This is a genomic window from Bradyrhizobium sp. HKCCYLRH3099 (assembly GCF_051167855.1).
In the GTDB taxonomy this organism is placed as follows: Bacteria; Pseudomonadota; Alphaproteobacteria; order Rhizobiales; family Xanthobacteraceae; genus Bradyrhizobium.
This window is the reverse complement of the sequence record NZ_JBNPTW010000001.1, coordinates 1,044,014-1,058,517: the sequence shown is the minus strand read 5'-3', so window position 1 is coordinate 1,058,517 and position 14,504 is coordinate 1,044,014. Positions and strand designations below refer to the sequence as shown.

The window sequence follows — 14,504 nt, the reverse complement described above, 5'->3', positions numbered from 1 at the left end:
ACATGACGAGGCACGGGACCACCCGCGGACGTGGGCTGCGGCATCTGCTGGCCGTCGCGCTGCTGGCGATCCCGTCGGCGGCGATCGCCGATCCCGACACCTATCTCGAGGCAATGCGCGGCAGGGCGCTGGTGACGGCCGGCGACTGCGTCGCCTGCCACACCGCGCCCGGCGGCGCGCCGTTCGCCGGCGGGCTGGCGCTGCAGACCCCGTTCGGCGCGATCATGACGCCGAACCTGACGCCGGACAACGTCACCGGCATCGGCAGCTGGAGCGCGGACGATTTCGCGCGCGCCATGCATGAGGGCAAGCGGCCGAACGGCGCGCGGCTCTATCCGGCATTCCCTTATCCGTCCTACACCAAGGTGACGCGCGCGGACTCCGACGCGATCTTCGCCTATCTGCGCTCGCTGGCGCCGGTGTCGAACGCGGTCAACCGCAACACTCTGCCGTTTCCGTTCAACATCCGCACCTCGATGCTGGGCTGGAACGCGATGTTCTTCACGCCGGGCGAGTTCAAGCCAGATCCGGCGAAATCGGAGATTTATAATCGCGGTGCCTATCTGGTCGAAGGCCTCGGCCATTGCGGAGTCTGCCATACGCCGATGAACGCGCTCGGCGCCAACAAGTCCGACCGCGCGTTCCAGGGCGGACAGATCGACAATTGGACCGCGCCGAACATCACCAACGACGCCCAGCTCGGGCTCGGCAAATGGTCGGTCGACGACATCGTGCAATATCTCAAGAACGGCCAGGCGCGCGGCGTCATCGCCTCCGGCCCGATGAAGGACGTGGTCGAGAACTCGACCTCGAAGATGCCGGACGATGATATCAAGGCCATGGCCGTCTATCTCAAAGAACGCGGCGCGGCGGGGGCCGCGGCGCCGAGCCCCGTGGTTGCCAGTGACGGCCGGATGAAGATGGGTGAGGCGATCTTCGTCGATACTTGCGCGGCCTGCCACGTCCGCAGCGGCGAGGGCATCCCGCGGGTGTTCCCGAAGCTCGCGGGCGCGACGATCGCGGTTCAGGACGATCCGGCCTCGCTGATCCATGTGGTGATCACCGGCGGGCAGGCGGCAGCCACCGCGACGCATCCGACCGCGCCGACGATGCCGTCCTTCGGCTATCGTCTCAGCGACGAGCAGATCGCGGCCGTCGTCACCTATGTCCGCAACAGCTGGGGCAATGCCGCATCTGCGGTGAGCGCGGGTGACGTAAAGGCCATTCGCGGCAAGGTGACGGGCGCCGCCGATTGACGGCCGTCGCGCCGCCTTGCACAGACGCCGCTTGCTACCCATCTGACGAGGCGAAGGAAATTTCGCCATGTTGGACTTTACCTCAGATCTCGCCGGCGACGCGCTGTCGCCGGCGCAAGTGTCGTCTGCTGCCCCGGCCGATGACCGGGCGCTGCTCGACGCCTATTCCAATGCGGTCATCGACGTCACCGAGCGGGTCGGCCCCGCCGTCGTGCGCGTCGAGACCGGACCGAAAGCCGGCTCCCGCGCCGAGCGCGGCGGCCTCGGCTCCGGCATCGTGATCTCGCCGGATGGGCTGGTGCTGACGAACAGCCATGTGGTCGGCAGCTCGAAAGCCATCCGGCTGCGCGACGTCGAGGGCGTGGTCACCGATGCGCAGGTGCTCGGCGTCGATCCCGACACCGATCTTGCGCTGCTGCGCGCCAACCATGCCCGCGACCTGCGCTATGCCGCGCTCGGCAACTCCAAGAGCCTGCGGCGTGGCCAGCTCGTGGTCGCGATCGGCAATCCTCTGGGCTTCGAGTCGACCGTGACGGCTGGCGTCGTGTCGGCACTGGGACGCTCGATCCGCTCCGTCTCGGGCCGGACGATCGAGGACGTCATCCAGACCGATGCCGCACTCAACCCCGGCAATTCCGGCGGCGCGCTGGTGTCGTCGGCTGCCGAGGTGATCGGCATCAACACCGCCATCATCCAGGGCGCGCAGGGCATCTGCTTCGCAGTCGCCAGCAACACCGCGCAGTTCGTGCTGTCGGAGATCATCCGCCACGGCTATGTCCGCCGCGCCTATATCGGGGTCTCCGGCCAGACCGCCCCGGTGCCGCGGCGTCATGCCGTGCTCGCCGGTGTCGAGAACAAGATGGGCGCGCTCTTGATGCAGATCGAGCCGGACGGACCGGCGGCCCGCGCCGGCCTGCTGCCGGGCGATGTCGTGATCAAGCTGGACGGCGTCGACATCAACGGCGTCGACGATCTGATCCGCGTCCTCGACCGCGACCGCATCGGCCGCACCCTGGCGATGGACGTGCTGCGGCTGGGCAGATTGCGCGGCATCGACATCCACCCGGTGGAGCGCAAGCCGGCGGCGCGGCAGGCGTCCTAGTTTTCGCGGCACCCAGAGCTGTCGCCACAACCTCCGTCGTCGTCCCGGCGAACGCCGGGACCCATACCCCCAGAGAGCGGTTTGAGGCAGTCTGGTCATTGGCTTTTTGCCCAACACATCTGCTGCGGAGTATGGGTCCCGGATCGGCGCCGTGACGCGCTGGCGCGCGTCGCGGCTTGTCCGGGACGACGGCGGTGGTTTTGGCGGCGATACGGGTCAGGCGGCGATAAGCATGGCATTTCGTTCTCGCGGCTGATGACGCCCGAGTTGTTCGCTTCGTTCGTCCCTCACAAACATGCAGAGGGCGCAGGGAATGCCGGGTGACAGCCTCACCCATGGCCCGCCTGCGGAAAAAAATGCAGGCGGCAGGTACCACAGGCAAAGCCGGAACACGCCGGCATTCCCTGCGCGATGGTCTTCACGCTTATACGCAGTCTCCCTGGTGCGCCGGGCTTGTTGGCCACCATCACCACGCGGCACATCGGTGCCATCGCGGCTTGATACCAGCATCGGGGTATCAGGACGCTGCGACTTCACGTCCGCGATCGATCGTTCGTCCGCGCCCTCGTTGCCGAGGACGCTGCGATCTCTCGCGGCCACCGCATCCCCGCCTCGCGTGTCGTGACGATCGCGCGCTACGCCCCTCTGCTTGAGGCGGGACGCGGGGAGATAATCATTTATTCGTAAAAATAGCAAGTAGATTATTTTTATCGGAATATGTCGCGCCGCCCTCCGCCGTCGTCCCGGGCTTGACCCGGGACCCATACGCCGCGGCGGGAGTGGTAAGAGCGAGCTGGTCGACGTCTGTGCATCAAAGAGTAGCCGGTGGTTATGGGTCCCGGGTCAAGCCCGGGACGACACCTTTTAATCGGCGCGATCGGTGATCGTACCTCCGGCATCGTACGAAGTCCCACTCAGTCCGTTTCTTGCCGCACAGAGTTGCATCAAGGTGATCGTTGCATGCAATGACCGCTCACGAAATGGGCTGAATTCGCGCCAAATGCGCCTGCTCAGCAAGCGGGCAGCTTCGGCAATCTCACCAACCTGTTGAATGAGTTCGTACTTCGCAATCGCCGTTGCCGTCTCCCCAATTGTACACAATGGCACACCGCTTGCTTCGTTGTCTGCGACGCATTTTCGCGGGGAGGCACGCGGCGACATGGCGAACCCAGCTGCATCGGCAACCGCAACGATCATCGCCGAACCGGAGCCGATCACGCTCGATCTCTCCAAGTCCGCGCTCGTCATCATCGACATGCAGCGCGACTTCATGGAGCCGGGCGGCTTCGGCGAGACGCTGGGCAATGACGTGTCGCAGCTGGCGCGCGCCGTGCAGCCGATCGCGAATGTGCTGGCGGCGGCGCGTAAGAGCGGCATGCTGGTCATCCATACCCGCGAAGGCCACGAGCCGGATCTGTCCGACGCGCCGCCGGCGAAGGTCGAGCGCGGCGCGCCCAGCTTGCGCATCGGCGATCCCGGACCGATGGGACGCATCCTCATCCGCGGCGAGGCCGGGCACGACATCATTGCCGCGCTCTATCCCATCGACGGCGAGGTGGTGATCGACAAGCCGGGGAAGGGCGCGTTCTACGCCACCGAGATGGGCGATGTGCTGAAGCATCACGGCATCGAGAACCTTCTGGTGTGCGGCGTCACCACCGAGGTCTGCGTCAACACCACCGTGCGCGAAGCCAATGACCGCGGCTATCGCTGCGTTGTTATCTCCGACGGCTGCGCCTCCTACTTCCCGGAATTCCACGAGATGGGCCTGAAGATGATCAAGGCCCAGGGCGGCATCTTCGGCTGGGTCGCGGACTCCGCCGCGGTGCTGAAGGCCATGACCTGAGAGATGGCCTGAAAGACGGACTGAGAGATCTGAGACGAATGAGTTCGATCATGTAGTCGCTGACGGCAAACAGGGGAGCAAGGCGATGAGCGGAAGCGGGACGGCAAGCTCGGTCAAAGCGGATTTCAAGCCGGTGCTCTGGACACCCGGAGACTGGAACGCGTTCTTCGGTTTCGGCACCAACATCCTCGTCAACATGCTCGTCCTCACCGGGCTGTTGCGCTTCGTGCTGAAGATGCCGGACAGCCTGGTGTTCGGCCGCATCCTGCCGGCGCTCGGCCTGATGATGTGCCTGTCGACGCTCTACTACGCGTTCCTCGCCTATCGGCTGGCGCAGAAGACCGGACGGACCGATGTCTGCGCGCTGCCCTCCGGCGTCAGCGTGCCGCACATGTTCATCGTCACCTTCGTGATCATGCTGCCGATCACCTTGAAGACCGGCGATCCGCTGAAGGGCTGGTCGGCGGGCCTCGTCTGGGTGTTCTTCCAGAGCTTCATCCTGATGATCGGCGGCTTCATCGCGCCTTACATCCGCAAGATCACGCCGCGCGCCGCGCTGCTCGGCACGCTGGCCGGCGTCTCCGTCACCTTCATCTCGATGCGGCCGGCGCTCGAGATGTACATGACGCCGCAGATCGGCCTCGTGTGCTTCGCGATCATCCTCGTGAGCTGGTTCGGCGGCGTGAAGTATCCGAAGGGCCTGCCGGCGGGTCTGGTCGCGATCGCCGTCGGCATGATCATCGCCTGGGGCTCGAACCTGTTCGGCCTCGGGCTCGGCGGTCTCAGCGTCAAGGGCGTCGGCGATGCCTTCGCGAGCTTCGGCTTCTCGGTGCCGCTGCCGGCGTTTGGCACGGTGTTCTCCGGCTTCGAATATCTGGGGATCATCCTGGTCACCGCGATCCCGTTCGGCATCTACGACCTCGTCGAGGCCATGGACAATGTCGAGAGCGCGGAGGCCGCCGGCGACGAATATCCGACCACGCGCGTGCTGACCGCCGACGGAATCGTCAGCCTGATCGGCTGCATGATGGGCAACCCCTTCATCAACGCGGTCTATATCGGCCATCCTGGCTGGAAGGCGATGGGCGGCCGCATCGGCTATTCCGCGGCGACCGGCGTGATGGTGATTGTGCTGTCCTGGCTCGGCATCATCTCGGTGCTGCTGGCGCTGGTGCCGGTGGTCGCGATCTCGCCGATCCTGCTCTATATCGGCATGCTGATCGGCGCGCAGGCGTTCCAGACTACGCCGGTCAAGCACGCGCCGGCGATCGTGCTCGCCTTCACGCCGCATCTCGCCGCCTGGGCCAAGCTGCAGATCGACACCATGCTGGCCTCGACGGTCACGGCGGCGCAGGCCGTCGGCGGGCTGGCGGCCGACAAGGTCGACGCGGTCAAGGCCGCGGCGATCGCGGCGCTGCCGCAGCAGGGCGTGCTGTATCACGGGCTCGAGGTGATGGGCGGCGGCTCGATCCTCGCCGGCCTCGTGCTCGGCGCCATCGGCGTGTTCGTGATCGAGCGCGACTTCACCAAGGCGGCGGCCTTTGCGCTCGCCGGAGCTATCATGACCTATTTCGGCTTCATGCACGGCGAGGCCGTCGGCATCGGCGGCGGCTTCGGCGTGACGCCGGCGGTGGCGCTCGCTTATGTCGTGGTCGCCGGCGGGCTGTTCTGGCTCGGACGGCTGGGCATGTCCGAGAGCTACGTGCCGCATGCCGACATGCACGCGGCGCCGGCGGAGTAGGTGAACGGCGCTTCGACGGCTAGGCTTCACCGTCATTCCGGGGCAATCGTCAGCATGCCGTCGCGAAGCGGCGGCGTGTTGGCGATTGAACCCGGAATCTCGAGCTTGTTGAAACGGGTGCAAGCCAATGTCGGGATTCCGGGTTCAAGGCCTGCCGGCCTTGCCCCGGAATGACATCGTGGTGATGCAGACGCCGACACCAGCAGAGACCAACGTCTGCAGGCGGCCCTTGTATCTCCAACGGTCAAGCCGGTGGCTGATCGAGATAGTAGCGCAGCAGGTCCTGGCCGGGCTCCGACAGCCACTCGGCCGCGCCCGTGACATAGCCCTCGATCAAACCGCCCGTGCCGATCAGATAGGTGATCGGCATCGCCGTCGTAGCAAAGATGGAGGCGTCGGCATTGACCGGATTGGTCGCCTGAGCATGCGGGTCGGCGAAGGAGAGACGGGGCATCGCGATCGCCTCCGCATAGCGGCGGATCGTCCTGATGTCGCGGCGGTCGGTGCAGATGGTCCAGATCTCGAGCGCCGGCAGGCGCATGCGCTCCAGCGCGGCGAGCGTCGGCAGATCGGTCTTGCAGGCCGCGCACCAGGTGGCCCAGAGATTGATCAGCGTGACGTGGCCGGGCTTGGCCGTGAGCGTGACGTCCTTGCCGCTCAGCTCCTGAAGCTTCAGCGGGGGCAGTGGATTGCGCGGCCGTTCGACGATGAACTGGCTGCGGCCGCTGCGAAACATCGGCGGGCTCGGATCATCGGCAGCGGCACAGACAGCCGGAGACGATCCGAGGAGGGTGGTCGCGGCGCCCAGCAGAGCTGCGCGGCGCGTGAGCGCGCTCGCAGACGCAGAGCTAGCCATGGACATAGGCCCAGCCCTTGCGCTGCAGCTCGACGACGCGCCCTATGCCGAACGGCACCAGCCTGGCGCCGTCGATCAGCCGGATCGTCAGGTTCTCCTTGCTTTCGGCGATCGCCTTCGACGAGGCGCACATGCTGAAGCCGATATGCGGATACATCTGGCGCAGCGCGGCGATCGGCTCCTGCAGCGGCGATTTGTCGGCGCGCAACACGTCGATGCCGGTGCCGTTGGCAACGACCTCGATGATGGGCGTCTGTCCGAGGCTGGTGAAATGCCGCGTCAGATTGCCCGAATAGCTGATGGCGTGGCCCATCACATGCGGGTCATTGCGGTCGATCAGGATGACGATGCCGGCGTGATGCTGGGCGACGGCCGGCACGGCGGGGGCTGGGGCGCCGAGGGCCGTCGCGCCAGCGAGGAAGCCGCGGCGCGACACTGGTGCAACAGGTTCGCTCATGGTCTTCCTCCGTGTCGCGAGCGAGGGACGGCCCTGGACCTGGCCGGGGCCGCCGGTTGTCGGCTCAGCCGCGCGGCGCGATCGGCGCCTTGCCGTTGCGGCCCCACAGCACGAACAGCGACAGCGCCAGCAGCAGGATGTTGAGTGGCGTCACCGCGCCTTCGCCGCGCGAGAGATGGAAGACCAAGGCGAACACCTGCAGGGTGGCGCAGCCGAGGGCGGCCAGCACGGTCAGGCGCGGCATGATGCGGGTCAGCGACGGCAGCAGCATGCCGAGGCCGCCCGCCAGATCGATCAGGCCGATGATGCGGACGAAGGTCGCGGAATGATCGCCGGTCCACGGCATCATCTGCGCCAGCTCCGGAATTGGCGTGAACAGCTTTGTCACGCCGGCGAAGGCGAACAGGGCGAAGAGCAGGGCCTGTGCGATCCACAGGCCGATGCGCAGCGCGAGCGAGGGCTGCAGCGGAAGGTCGTTGGTGGTCGTCGCGGACATCAGGAGTCTCCGAGATTGAATCCTGCGGTCGACATTGATGATTTCGTCCGGTTTGATCATTATGCTTGCCGTTGAAGCATTGTTTCCTCTGGGTTGATGATGGATACGCTCGTCAGTATTCGGGTATTCTGCCAGGTCGCCGAGCTCAAGAGCTTCGCGGCCGCGGCCGACCGCCTGAGCCTGTCGCCGGCGATGGCCTCCAAGCACGTCATGCAATTGGAGCAGCGGCTGTCGACGCGGCTGCTCAACCGCACCAGCCGGCGGGTCGGCCTCACCGAGGCCGGCCAGGTCTATTTCGATCAGGTGCGTCCGATGCTGGATCAGCTGGACGAGGCCGAGGCGGTCGTCAGCAAGGCTACGGTGATCCCGCGCGGCACCTTGAAGGTCAGCGCGCCGGTGTGGTTCGCCAATGCGCTGTTCGCCGGCACGCTCGCGGCCTACCGCGCGCGCTACCCGGACGTCGTGATCGATCTCGATCTCAGCGGTCGGCTGGTGAACCTGGTCGAGGAGGGGTTCGATCTCGCGCTGCGCGTCTCGGCGGCACCCGGAGATGGACTGATCGCCCGGCCGCTGGCTCCGGTGCTGATGCAGCTCGTGGCGTCGCCGCGCTATCTCGCCGCGGCAGGGCGGCCGAAATCGGTGGCCGATCTCAACGGCCATGCGATGCTGAAATATGCGCTGTATCCGCTGCGGACGGTCACCGTCCCCGGTCCCGAGGGCGAGGTGGCGCTGACGTTCAAGGATGTGCTGATCAGCGGCAACGAGACCCTGCTGCATCACGCGGCCGTCGCCGGCATGGGCATGGCGGTGCTGCCGCGCTGGCTGATGGCCGACGACCTCGCGAGCGGCCAGCTGGAGCCGGTGCTGCCGGAGCTGCTGACGATCAAGGCGCCGCTGATGGCGGTCTATCCCAGCCGGAAATATCTCTCCGCCAAGGTTCGTACCTTCATCGATTTCATCGCCGCCGATCCGCTGATGAAGCAGGCGTCGGAGGGACCGCCGCCGGTGATCGACGCGACGGCGGCGGGCGGGAGGAAGAGGCGGAATGTGGGGGCGTGAGGAGAGGGAGGATGTTTGTCCGGGTGATCCGAGCTGATGACTGCCCCTGCCATAGGAGTTGTCGCCGCGCAACCGGTGCGCTCCCTCTCCCCGCAAAGAGCGGGGAGAGGTTGAAGCGCCCGCGCTGATAGCGGCTTCTGCTCAGAAGCACGAGCTCAAGGCCTTACCGCCGGGGCGTCGATCGTCATGCCTCGTGCGCGCGACATCAGATACAGCTCCAGTGCGATCATGTCGGGCGCGTCGAAGTCGAACGCCTGCGCGCGCACGCCAGTCATGCAGCCGCGCAGGCGGCGCTGCAGCGAGCCCATGCCCTGCCATTCCAGGCGATAGATCGGATAGCCGGTCGGTTGCCCCTGGGTGATGGACGAGCCCGCGAGATGCTTGTCCCAATTGTCGTCGTGGCAATTGGCGCAGGCGAGGTTGAGCTGGCCCTGGCGCTGAACGAACAGCTCGCGGCCGCGCGCGACGAACGGCGACAGCCGCGGATCGTCGCCGGCCTTGATCGGCATGCCGCGCGACTGCCTGGCGATCAGCGCCGTCAGCGCGAGCAGCTCGCGGCTCTCAGGCGCGAAGGCCTCCGCCTCCTGGTGCTGCCTGCGGCAGAGATTGACGCGTTGGCCGAGATCGACCGGCGCGGCGCTGGCGGCATTGAAGGCGGGATAGCGCGCGGCGACGCCCTTCATGCTGACGTCGACCGCGCCATGGCAATCGTTGCAGGATTTGTTGGCGGCGCCGGCCTTTGTCGTCCACAGCGTCTCCCCGTCGAGCACCGACAGCATCGCGGGATTGGTGGTGTCGTCGTCCTGCATCGCCTTGGTCTCCGGCGACATGAAGTCATAGCCGGAGCGGCGGTCGGCGGTCGCGATCTCGCCGGCCAGCGCCGGCAGGCCCAAGCCGAGCAGAGCCACGGCGAAGAGTGCGCGCGGCGTCATTCGACCGTGATCGCCGCCGACGCGGTGGCGACGAAGCCGTTGTCGCCGATCCATTCGAATTCGAACTTGCCGCTCTCGCTTGCCGTGGTGAAGAACGAGAGAAACGGGTTGGCGGCAATGGCGGGATAGAGATCGGCGCGGAAGATCTCGGCGCCGTTGAACCTGCAGGTGAAGCTGGTGATGATGTCGCGCGGCACGACCTCGCCGGCGGCGGTGTGACGATAGCCGGGCTCCATGACGTGGCTCATCAAGGTCTTGATCTCGATGACCGCGCCGCGCCTGGCCTTGGGCGGCACGTTGACGAGGGCTGTGGGCATCACGGCATCTCCTCGGTGCAGGCGGCGAGCGTGACGATGACGTCGACGGTCGCCGACCAGAACGAGCCGTCGGAGAGTTTTGCGATCGCGACAACTTTCTGCGTGTCGGCGAGCCGGATGCGGGTCGTGACCTGGGCGCGGCCCGCGCTCGGCGCGAGATGGAAATTCGCGACGTTGGGCTGCGGGTTCTTCTCGTTGAAGACGTGGATGCTCTTCACGAAGCTGTCGGGCGTCATCGGGTGATCGACGCTGACGGTCATCGGCACGGTGTTGCCGTTCTCGACCAGCGGCGGGATGTCGAGCCGGACCTTGCCGACCTGCACGTGAGCTTCGCCGACGAGATTGCGGATGGCGGAGGCGAGCATCGCGGGCGTCGCCTGCGCCGCGCGGACGGTGATCAGCGGCAGCGCGCTGGCGGCGGTCAGCGTGCCCGCGACTTGCAGCAGGTGGCGACGCGAGATGTGGACCGTTTCGAACATGCGGCTCATATAGGCTTACTCGCGCAGGGTCGCGAGATAGGCGACGATGTCTTCGATCTGTTCCGCCGACAGGATCGGCTTGTCGCGCCAGGCGGAACCGACGTGCGTCAGCCCGTCGACGCGGTAGTAGGACGGCATGATCGTCGCGGGATTGATGCTGCTGGCATCGACCAGCCGCAGCCGCAATTGCGGGATCGTCGCGCGGCCGCCGGCGCCGGCGAGGCTTGGGGCGAGATCGCCCTGGAAGCGCGCCTCCGGAAATGGGCCGGAGTGACAAAGGATGCAGGTCGAGCTGCGCGCCAGCACCAGCGCACGGCCGCGCGTGGCATCGCCGGGCTGGCCGGTGAGAGAGTGCGCGATGCCGTCGCCTTCGACCGTATAGGGCTTCAATCCCTCGGCGCCGGCTGTTGCGGGCAGGGCGCTGATCACCACGGCGAATAGCCGGCTAGCCGAAGGCATCATGGGTCAGCGTCTCGAACCATTCCCTTGCGGCGACCGCCTCTGCCGCACGCATCGTCAGCCGGGCATTGAGGGGGCTGGTCTGGCCACCCTCGACTTCGACGAACAGATCCCCCTTCGGCTGATACACGCCCGACAAGGAGAATGCGTAGTCCGGCGCGACGAGGCTATAGCAGACGCCGGTCAGCGGTGGCGGCTCGGATGTTGCTCCGGTGAGATCGCGCGCGATCACGGTCGCGCAGGCCTTGCCCTGCGCCTGCGCCGCGCCGGCCGATTTCGGAATGCCGCCGCCGAGGCAGGCGTCGCCGATGACGTGAATGTCTGGCACGAGCTTCGAGGCAAAGCTCGCGGCGTCGATCGGGCACCAGCCGGTGCGGTCGACCGCGCCGGCAAGCTGTGCGATGCGGCCGGCCTTTTGCGGCGGGATGATGTTGGCGACGTCGGGCGTGTAGTTGCCGAACTCGGTGATGACAGAGCGTGTCGCGACATCGACGCCGGTGACGCGGCCGCCCTGTGACAGCGGAATGCGCTCGATCATGCCCGGGTAGAGCTGCTGCCAAGCCTGCTCGAACAGCTTCTGCTGCGAAAAATTGTCCTTGGCGTCGAGGATCAGCACTTTCGACTTCGGCTTGTGAGTCTTCAGATAATACGCGATCAGGCTGGCACGCTCGTACGGCGCGGGCGGACAGCGCGAGGGATTGGCGGGCACCGCGATCGCCACCGTGCCGCCATCCGCCATGGCCTCGATCTGCTGGCGCAACAGCAGCGTCTGCGCGCCGGCCTTGTAGGCATGCGGCATGACGGCGGACGCGGCTTCGTCATAGCCTTGCAACGCATTGAAATCGATGTCGATGCCCGGCGCCAGCACGAGGCGGTCATAGGTCAAGGTGGTGCCGTCCGCGAGCGTGACCTTGTGCGCGGGCGCATCGATCGCGGTGGCTGCCTGCAGCATCACGCGAACGCCCTCGGCCGCGATCTTGTCGTAGCCGAACTGCTGCTTGCCGATGTCGGGAAGGCCGGCGATCACCTCGTTGCTCTGGGGGCAGGAGGTGAAGGTCTTGTTGGCCTCGACCAGCGTGACGTCGAGCTTGCCATCCGCCTTGCGCAGCGCGCGGGCGCAGCTCGCGCCGCCGAAGCCGCCGCCGATCACCACGACGCGCGCCGCCGTCTGCGCGCGCAGCACGGCGGGCGCGGCGATCAGGGCAGCGCTTGCCGCGATCAGGCCGCCGACCTCTCTGCGCGTACGCTTGCGGGTCAATGTCATTGCGTGAGAATAGCACGGCGGCAGCGGTTGGTCCCAACAGCTGCCGCCACGCTGATCATGCGAAGGTGATGTTCTGGTCGCGCAGCGGCACCGAGCGGATGCGCTTTCCTGTCGCGGCGAAGAACGCGTTCAGTACGGCAGGCGCGGCGACGCCGATGGTCGGCTCGCCGACGCCGCCCCAGAAGCCGCCGCTCGGGATCATGATCGATTCCACCTTCGGCATCTCGGCGATGCGCATCGAATTATAGGTATCGAAATTGGTCTGCTCGATCCGACCGTCCTTCACCGTGCAGCCGCCATAGAACAGCGCCGACAGGCCGTAGACGAACGAGCCCGCGATCTGCCGCTCGACCTGCGCCGGGTTGACGACGTAGCCCGGATCGGTCGAGGCGACGATGCGGTGGACCTTGATCTTGGTGCCGTCGATCACCGAGATCTCGGCCGCGCCGGCGACATAGCTGCCATAGCCGTGCAGCTGAGCGAGCCCGCGATAGACGCCTTCCGGTGCCGGCGTGCCCCAGCCGATCTTCTCAGCGACGGCGTTGAGGACGGCGAGATGCTTGGGATTCTTGCTCATCAGCTTGCGGCGGAACTCCAGCGGGTCCTGGCCGACGGCGTTGGCGAGCTCGTCCATGAAGCATTCGAGATAGATCGCGTTCTGGTTCACGTTGACGCCGCGCCAGAAGCCCGGATTGATGTGCGGGTTGCGCATGGAGTGCTCGATCAGCAGGTTCGGAACGGAGTAGCCGATCGTGGCCTCGCCCGAGGCCGCGAGCCCCTGGAAGGTCGCGGGGTCCTTGCCGTTGACGAGCGCATCGGGGCGCAGGCTGAACAGGATCGACTGGCCGGAGATGCGCATGTGCAGCGCGGTCAGGTTATTGTCGGCGTCGAAGCCGCCGGTCAGCTTGCACTGCGTGATCGGGTGATAGCGGCCATGCGTCATGTCCTCCTCGCGCGACCACAGCAGCTTGACCGGCGTGCCCGGCAGCTCCTTGGCGATCTTGACCGCCTGGCGAACGTAGTCCGTCTGACCGCGCCGGCCAAAACCGCCGCCGAGGATCAGCTTGTGCACCTCGCATTTGTCGGCCGGCAGGCCTGACGCCTCCAGCACCGCGGCGAACGCCGCCTCGCCATTCTGCGTGCCGCACCACACCTCGCATCGCTCCGGCGTGTAGAGCGCGGTCGCGTTCATCGGCTCCATCGTGGCGTGGTTCTGGTACGGATAGTTGTAGACGGCCTCGACCTTCTTCACCGCGCTCGCCAGCGCCGCCTTGGCATCGCCGTTCTCATTGCCGACGAAAGCCGGCCCGGAGTCCAAACCTTCGGCCAGCCATTTGCGGATCGACTCCGACGAGACCTTTGCGTTCGGACCTTCGTCCCACACGATCGGCAGCGCATCGAGCGCGGTCTTGGCGTGCCACCAGGTGTCGGCAACCACGGCGACCGCCGTGCCGTCGATCGCGACCACCTTCTTGACGCCCTTCATGCCGGCGATCTTGGCCTCGTCATAGCTCTTGAGCTTGCCGCCGGTGACCGGGCAATCCTTGATCGCGGCGTTGAGCATGTTCGGCAGCTTGATGTCGGCGCCATAGACCATCGCGCCGGTGACCTTGTCGGCGGTGTCGAGCCGCTTCACGCCCTTGCCGATCAAGGTCCAGTCCTTCGGGTCCTTCAGCTTGACGTCGGCCGGCGGCGAAAGCTTCGCGGCGGCCTCCGCGACCTTGCCATAGGTCGTGGTCTTGCCCGAGGCCTTGTGGGTGATGACGCTGTTCGCAGCCGTGCATTCCGCTGCCGGCACCTTCCACTCGTCGGCGGCGGCCTGGATCAGCATCATGCGCGCAGCGGCGCCACCCTTGCGGACATAGTCCTGCGAGGAGCGGATGCCGCGGCTGCCGCCGGTGGAGAAATCGCCCCACACCCGCTTGCGCGCGACGTTCTGGCCGGGCGTCGGATATTCCGTCGTCACCTTGCTCCAGTCGCAGGCGAGCTCTTCCGCGACGAGCTGGGCGAGACCGGTCAGCGAACCCTGGCCCATCTCCGAGCGGGCGATGCGGATCACCACGGTGTCGTCGGGCCGGATCACCACCCAGGCATTGACCTCGGGCGATCCGTCAGCGGCACGCACCACCTGCGGGCCTCCGAAGGGAATGTCGAGGCCGAGCGCAAGGCCGCCGCCGAGCGCGGCGGTGCCGATGACGAAGGAGCGGCGGTTGAGGCGCGGCGTCACATGCTGGTTCATG

At 66.5% G+C, this 14,504-nt stretch carries 14 protein-coding genes; 5 read left to right on the top strand and 9 right to left on the bottom strand.

Features of this window, described 5'->3' with window-relative positions:
• Positions 1 to 2 precede the first annotated feature (2 nt).
• From ACQR1Y_RS04855 to ACQR1Y_RS04840, 4 genes are all read left to right on the top strand, one after another.
• Positions 3 to 1,256: a c-type cytochrome gene (locus ACQR1Y_RS04855; protein ID WP_434879828.1), complete on the top strand. Its 1,254-nt coding sequence runs from the start codon at positions 3 to 5 to the stop codon at positions 1,254 to 1,256.
• Positions 1,257 to 1,323: 67 nt separating this feature from the next.
• The gene (locus ACQR1Y_RS04850) at positions 1,324 to 2,358 is read left to right on the top strand and encodes a S1C family serine protease (RefSeq protein WP_434879829.1); all 1,035 of its coding nucleotides are present in this window, start codon (positions 1,324 to 1,326) and stop codon (positions 2,356 to 2,358) included.
• A 1,159-nt stretch (positions 2,359 to 3,517) separates the two neighbouring features.
• The gene (locus ACQR1Y_RS04845; protein ID WP_434875209.1) at positions 3,518 to 4,204 is read left to right on the top strand and encodes a cysteine hydrolase family protein; all 687 of its coding nucleotides are present in this window, start codon (positions 3,518 to 3,520) and stop codon (positions 4,202 to 4,204) included.
• An 85-nt stretch (positions 4,205 to 4,289) separates the two neighbouring features.
• On the top strand, positions 4,290 to 5,945 hold the full coding sequence (locus ACQR1Y_RS04840) for a regulator (RefSeq protein WP_434875210.1): 1,656 nt from the start codon (positions 4,290 to 4,292) through the stop codon (positions 5,943 to 5,945).
• A gap of 244 nt (positions 5,946 to 6,189) precedes the next feature.
• Here the strand turns inward: ACQR1Y_RS04840 and ACQR1Y_RS04835 are convergent, their stop codons facing one another.
• The 3 genes from ACQR1Y_RS04835 to ACQR1Y_RS04825 all read right to left on the bottom strand — a co-directional run bounded on the left by ACQR1Y_RS04835 (position 6,190) and on the right by ACQR1Y_RS04825 (position 7,754).
• Positions 6,190 to 6,681, bottom strand: coding sequence for a TlpA family protein disulfide reductase (locus ACQR1Y_RS04835; RefSeq protein ID WP_434875211.1), 492 nt, complete (start codon positions 6,679 to 6,681; stop codon positions 6,190 to 6,192).
• A 112-nt stretch (positions 6,682 to 6,793) separates the two neighbouring features.
• Entirely contained in the window at positions 6,794 to 7,258 is a 465-nt protein-coding gene (locus ACQR1Y_RS04830; protein WP_434875212.1) for a hypothetical protein, read from the bottom strand.
• Positions 7,259 to 7,322: 64 nt separating this feature from the next.
• On the bottom strand, positions 7,323 to 7,754 hold the full coding sequence (locus tag ACQR1Y_RS04825; protein WP_434875213.1) for a DoxX family protein: 432 nt from the start codon (positions 7,752 to 7,754) through the stop codon (positions 7,323 to 7,325).
• 99 nt (positions 7,755 to 7,853) lie between these two features.
• On the opposite strand from ACQR1Y_RS04825, the gene ACQR1Y_RS04820 reads away from it, so the two are divergent.
• A complete protein-coding gene (locus ACQR1Y_RS04820) occupies positions 7,854 to 8,813 on the top strand; it encodes a LysR substrate-binding domain-containing protein (RefSeq protein WP_434875214.1) in 960 nt (319 codons plus the stop codon).
• A 155-nt stretch (positions 8,814 to 8,968) separates the two neighbouring features.
• Here ACQR1Y_RS04820 and soxA read toward each other — a convergent pair whose 3' ends face one another.
• From soxA to ACQR1Y_RS04790, 6 genes are read right to left on the bottom strand one after another with little or no spacing between them, the layout of a single operon-like run.
• Complete coding sequence (gene soxA / locus ACQR1Y_RS04815; protein WP_434875215.1) at positions 8,969 to 9,745, bottom strand: sulfur oxidation c-type cytochrome SoxA; 777 nt, start codon at positions 9,743 to 9,745, stop codon at positions 8,969 to 8,971.
• Complete coding sequence (soxZ, locus tag ACQR1Y_RS04810; protein WP_434875216.1) at positions 9,742 to 10,062, bottom strand: thiosulfate oxidation carrier complex protein SoxZ; 321 nt, start codon at positions 10,060 to 10,062, stop codon at positions 9,742 to 9,744. The genes soxA and soxZ overlap by 4 nt, the downstream gene beginning before the upstream one ends.
• A complete protein-coding gene (locus ACQR1Y_RS04805) occupies positions 10,062 to 10,541 on the bottom strand; it encodes a SoxY-related AACIE arm protein (protein WP_434875217.1) in 480 nt (159 codons plus the stop codon). Before ACQR1Y_RS04805 ends, soxZ begins: the two co-directional genes overlap by 1 nt.
• A gap of 15 nt (positions 10,542 to 10,556) precedes the next feature.
• Positions 10,557 to 11,003 (bottom strand): sulfur oxidation c-type cytochrome SoxX, encoded by a 447-nt coding sequence (gene soxX, locus ACQR1Y_RS04800; protein ID WP_434875218.1) that lies wholly within the window; start codon positions 11,001 to 11,003, stop codon positions 10,557 to 10,559.
• Positions 10,987 to 12,264, bottom strand: coding sequence for an FCSD flavin-binding domain-containing protein (locus ACQR1Y_RS04795; RefSeq protein WP_434875219.1), 1,278 nt, complete (start codon positions 12,262 to 12,264; stop codon positions 10,987 to 10,989). Before ACQR1Y_RS04795 ends, soxX begins: the two co-directional genes overlap by 17 nt.
• Positions 12,265 to 12,319: 55 nt before the next feature.
• Positions 12,320 to 14,503, bottom strand: coding sequence for a molybdopterin cofactor-binding domain-containing protein (locus ACQR1Y_RS04790; RefSeq protein ID WP_434875220.1), 2,184 nt, complete (start codon positions 14,501 to 14,503; stop codon positions 12,320 to 12,322).
• Position 14,504 lies beyond the last annotated feature (1 nt).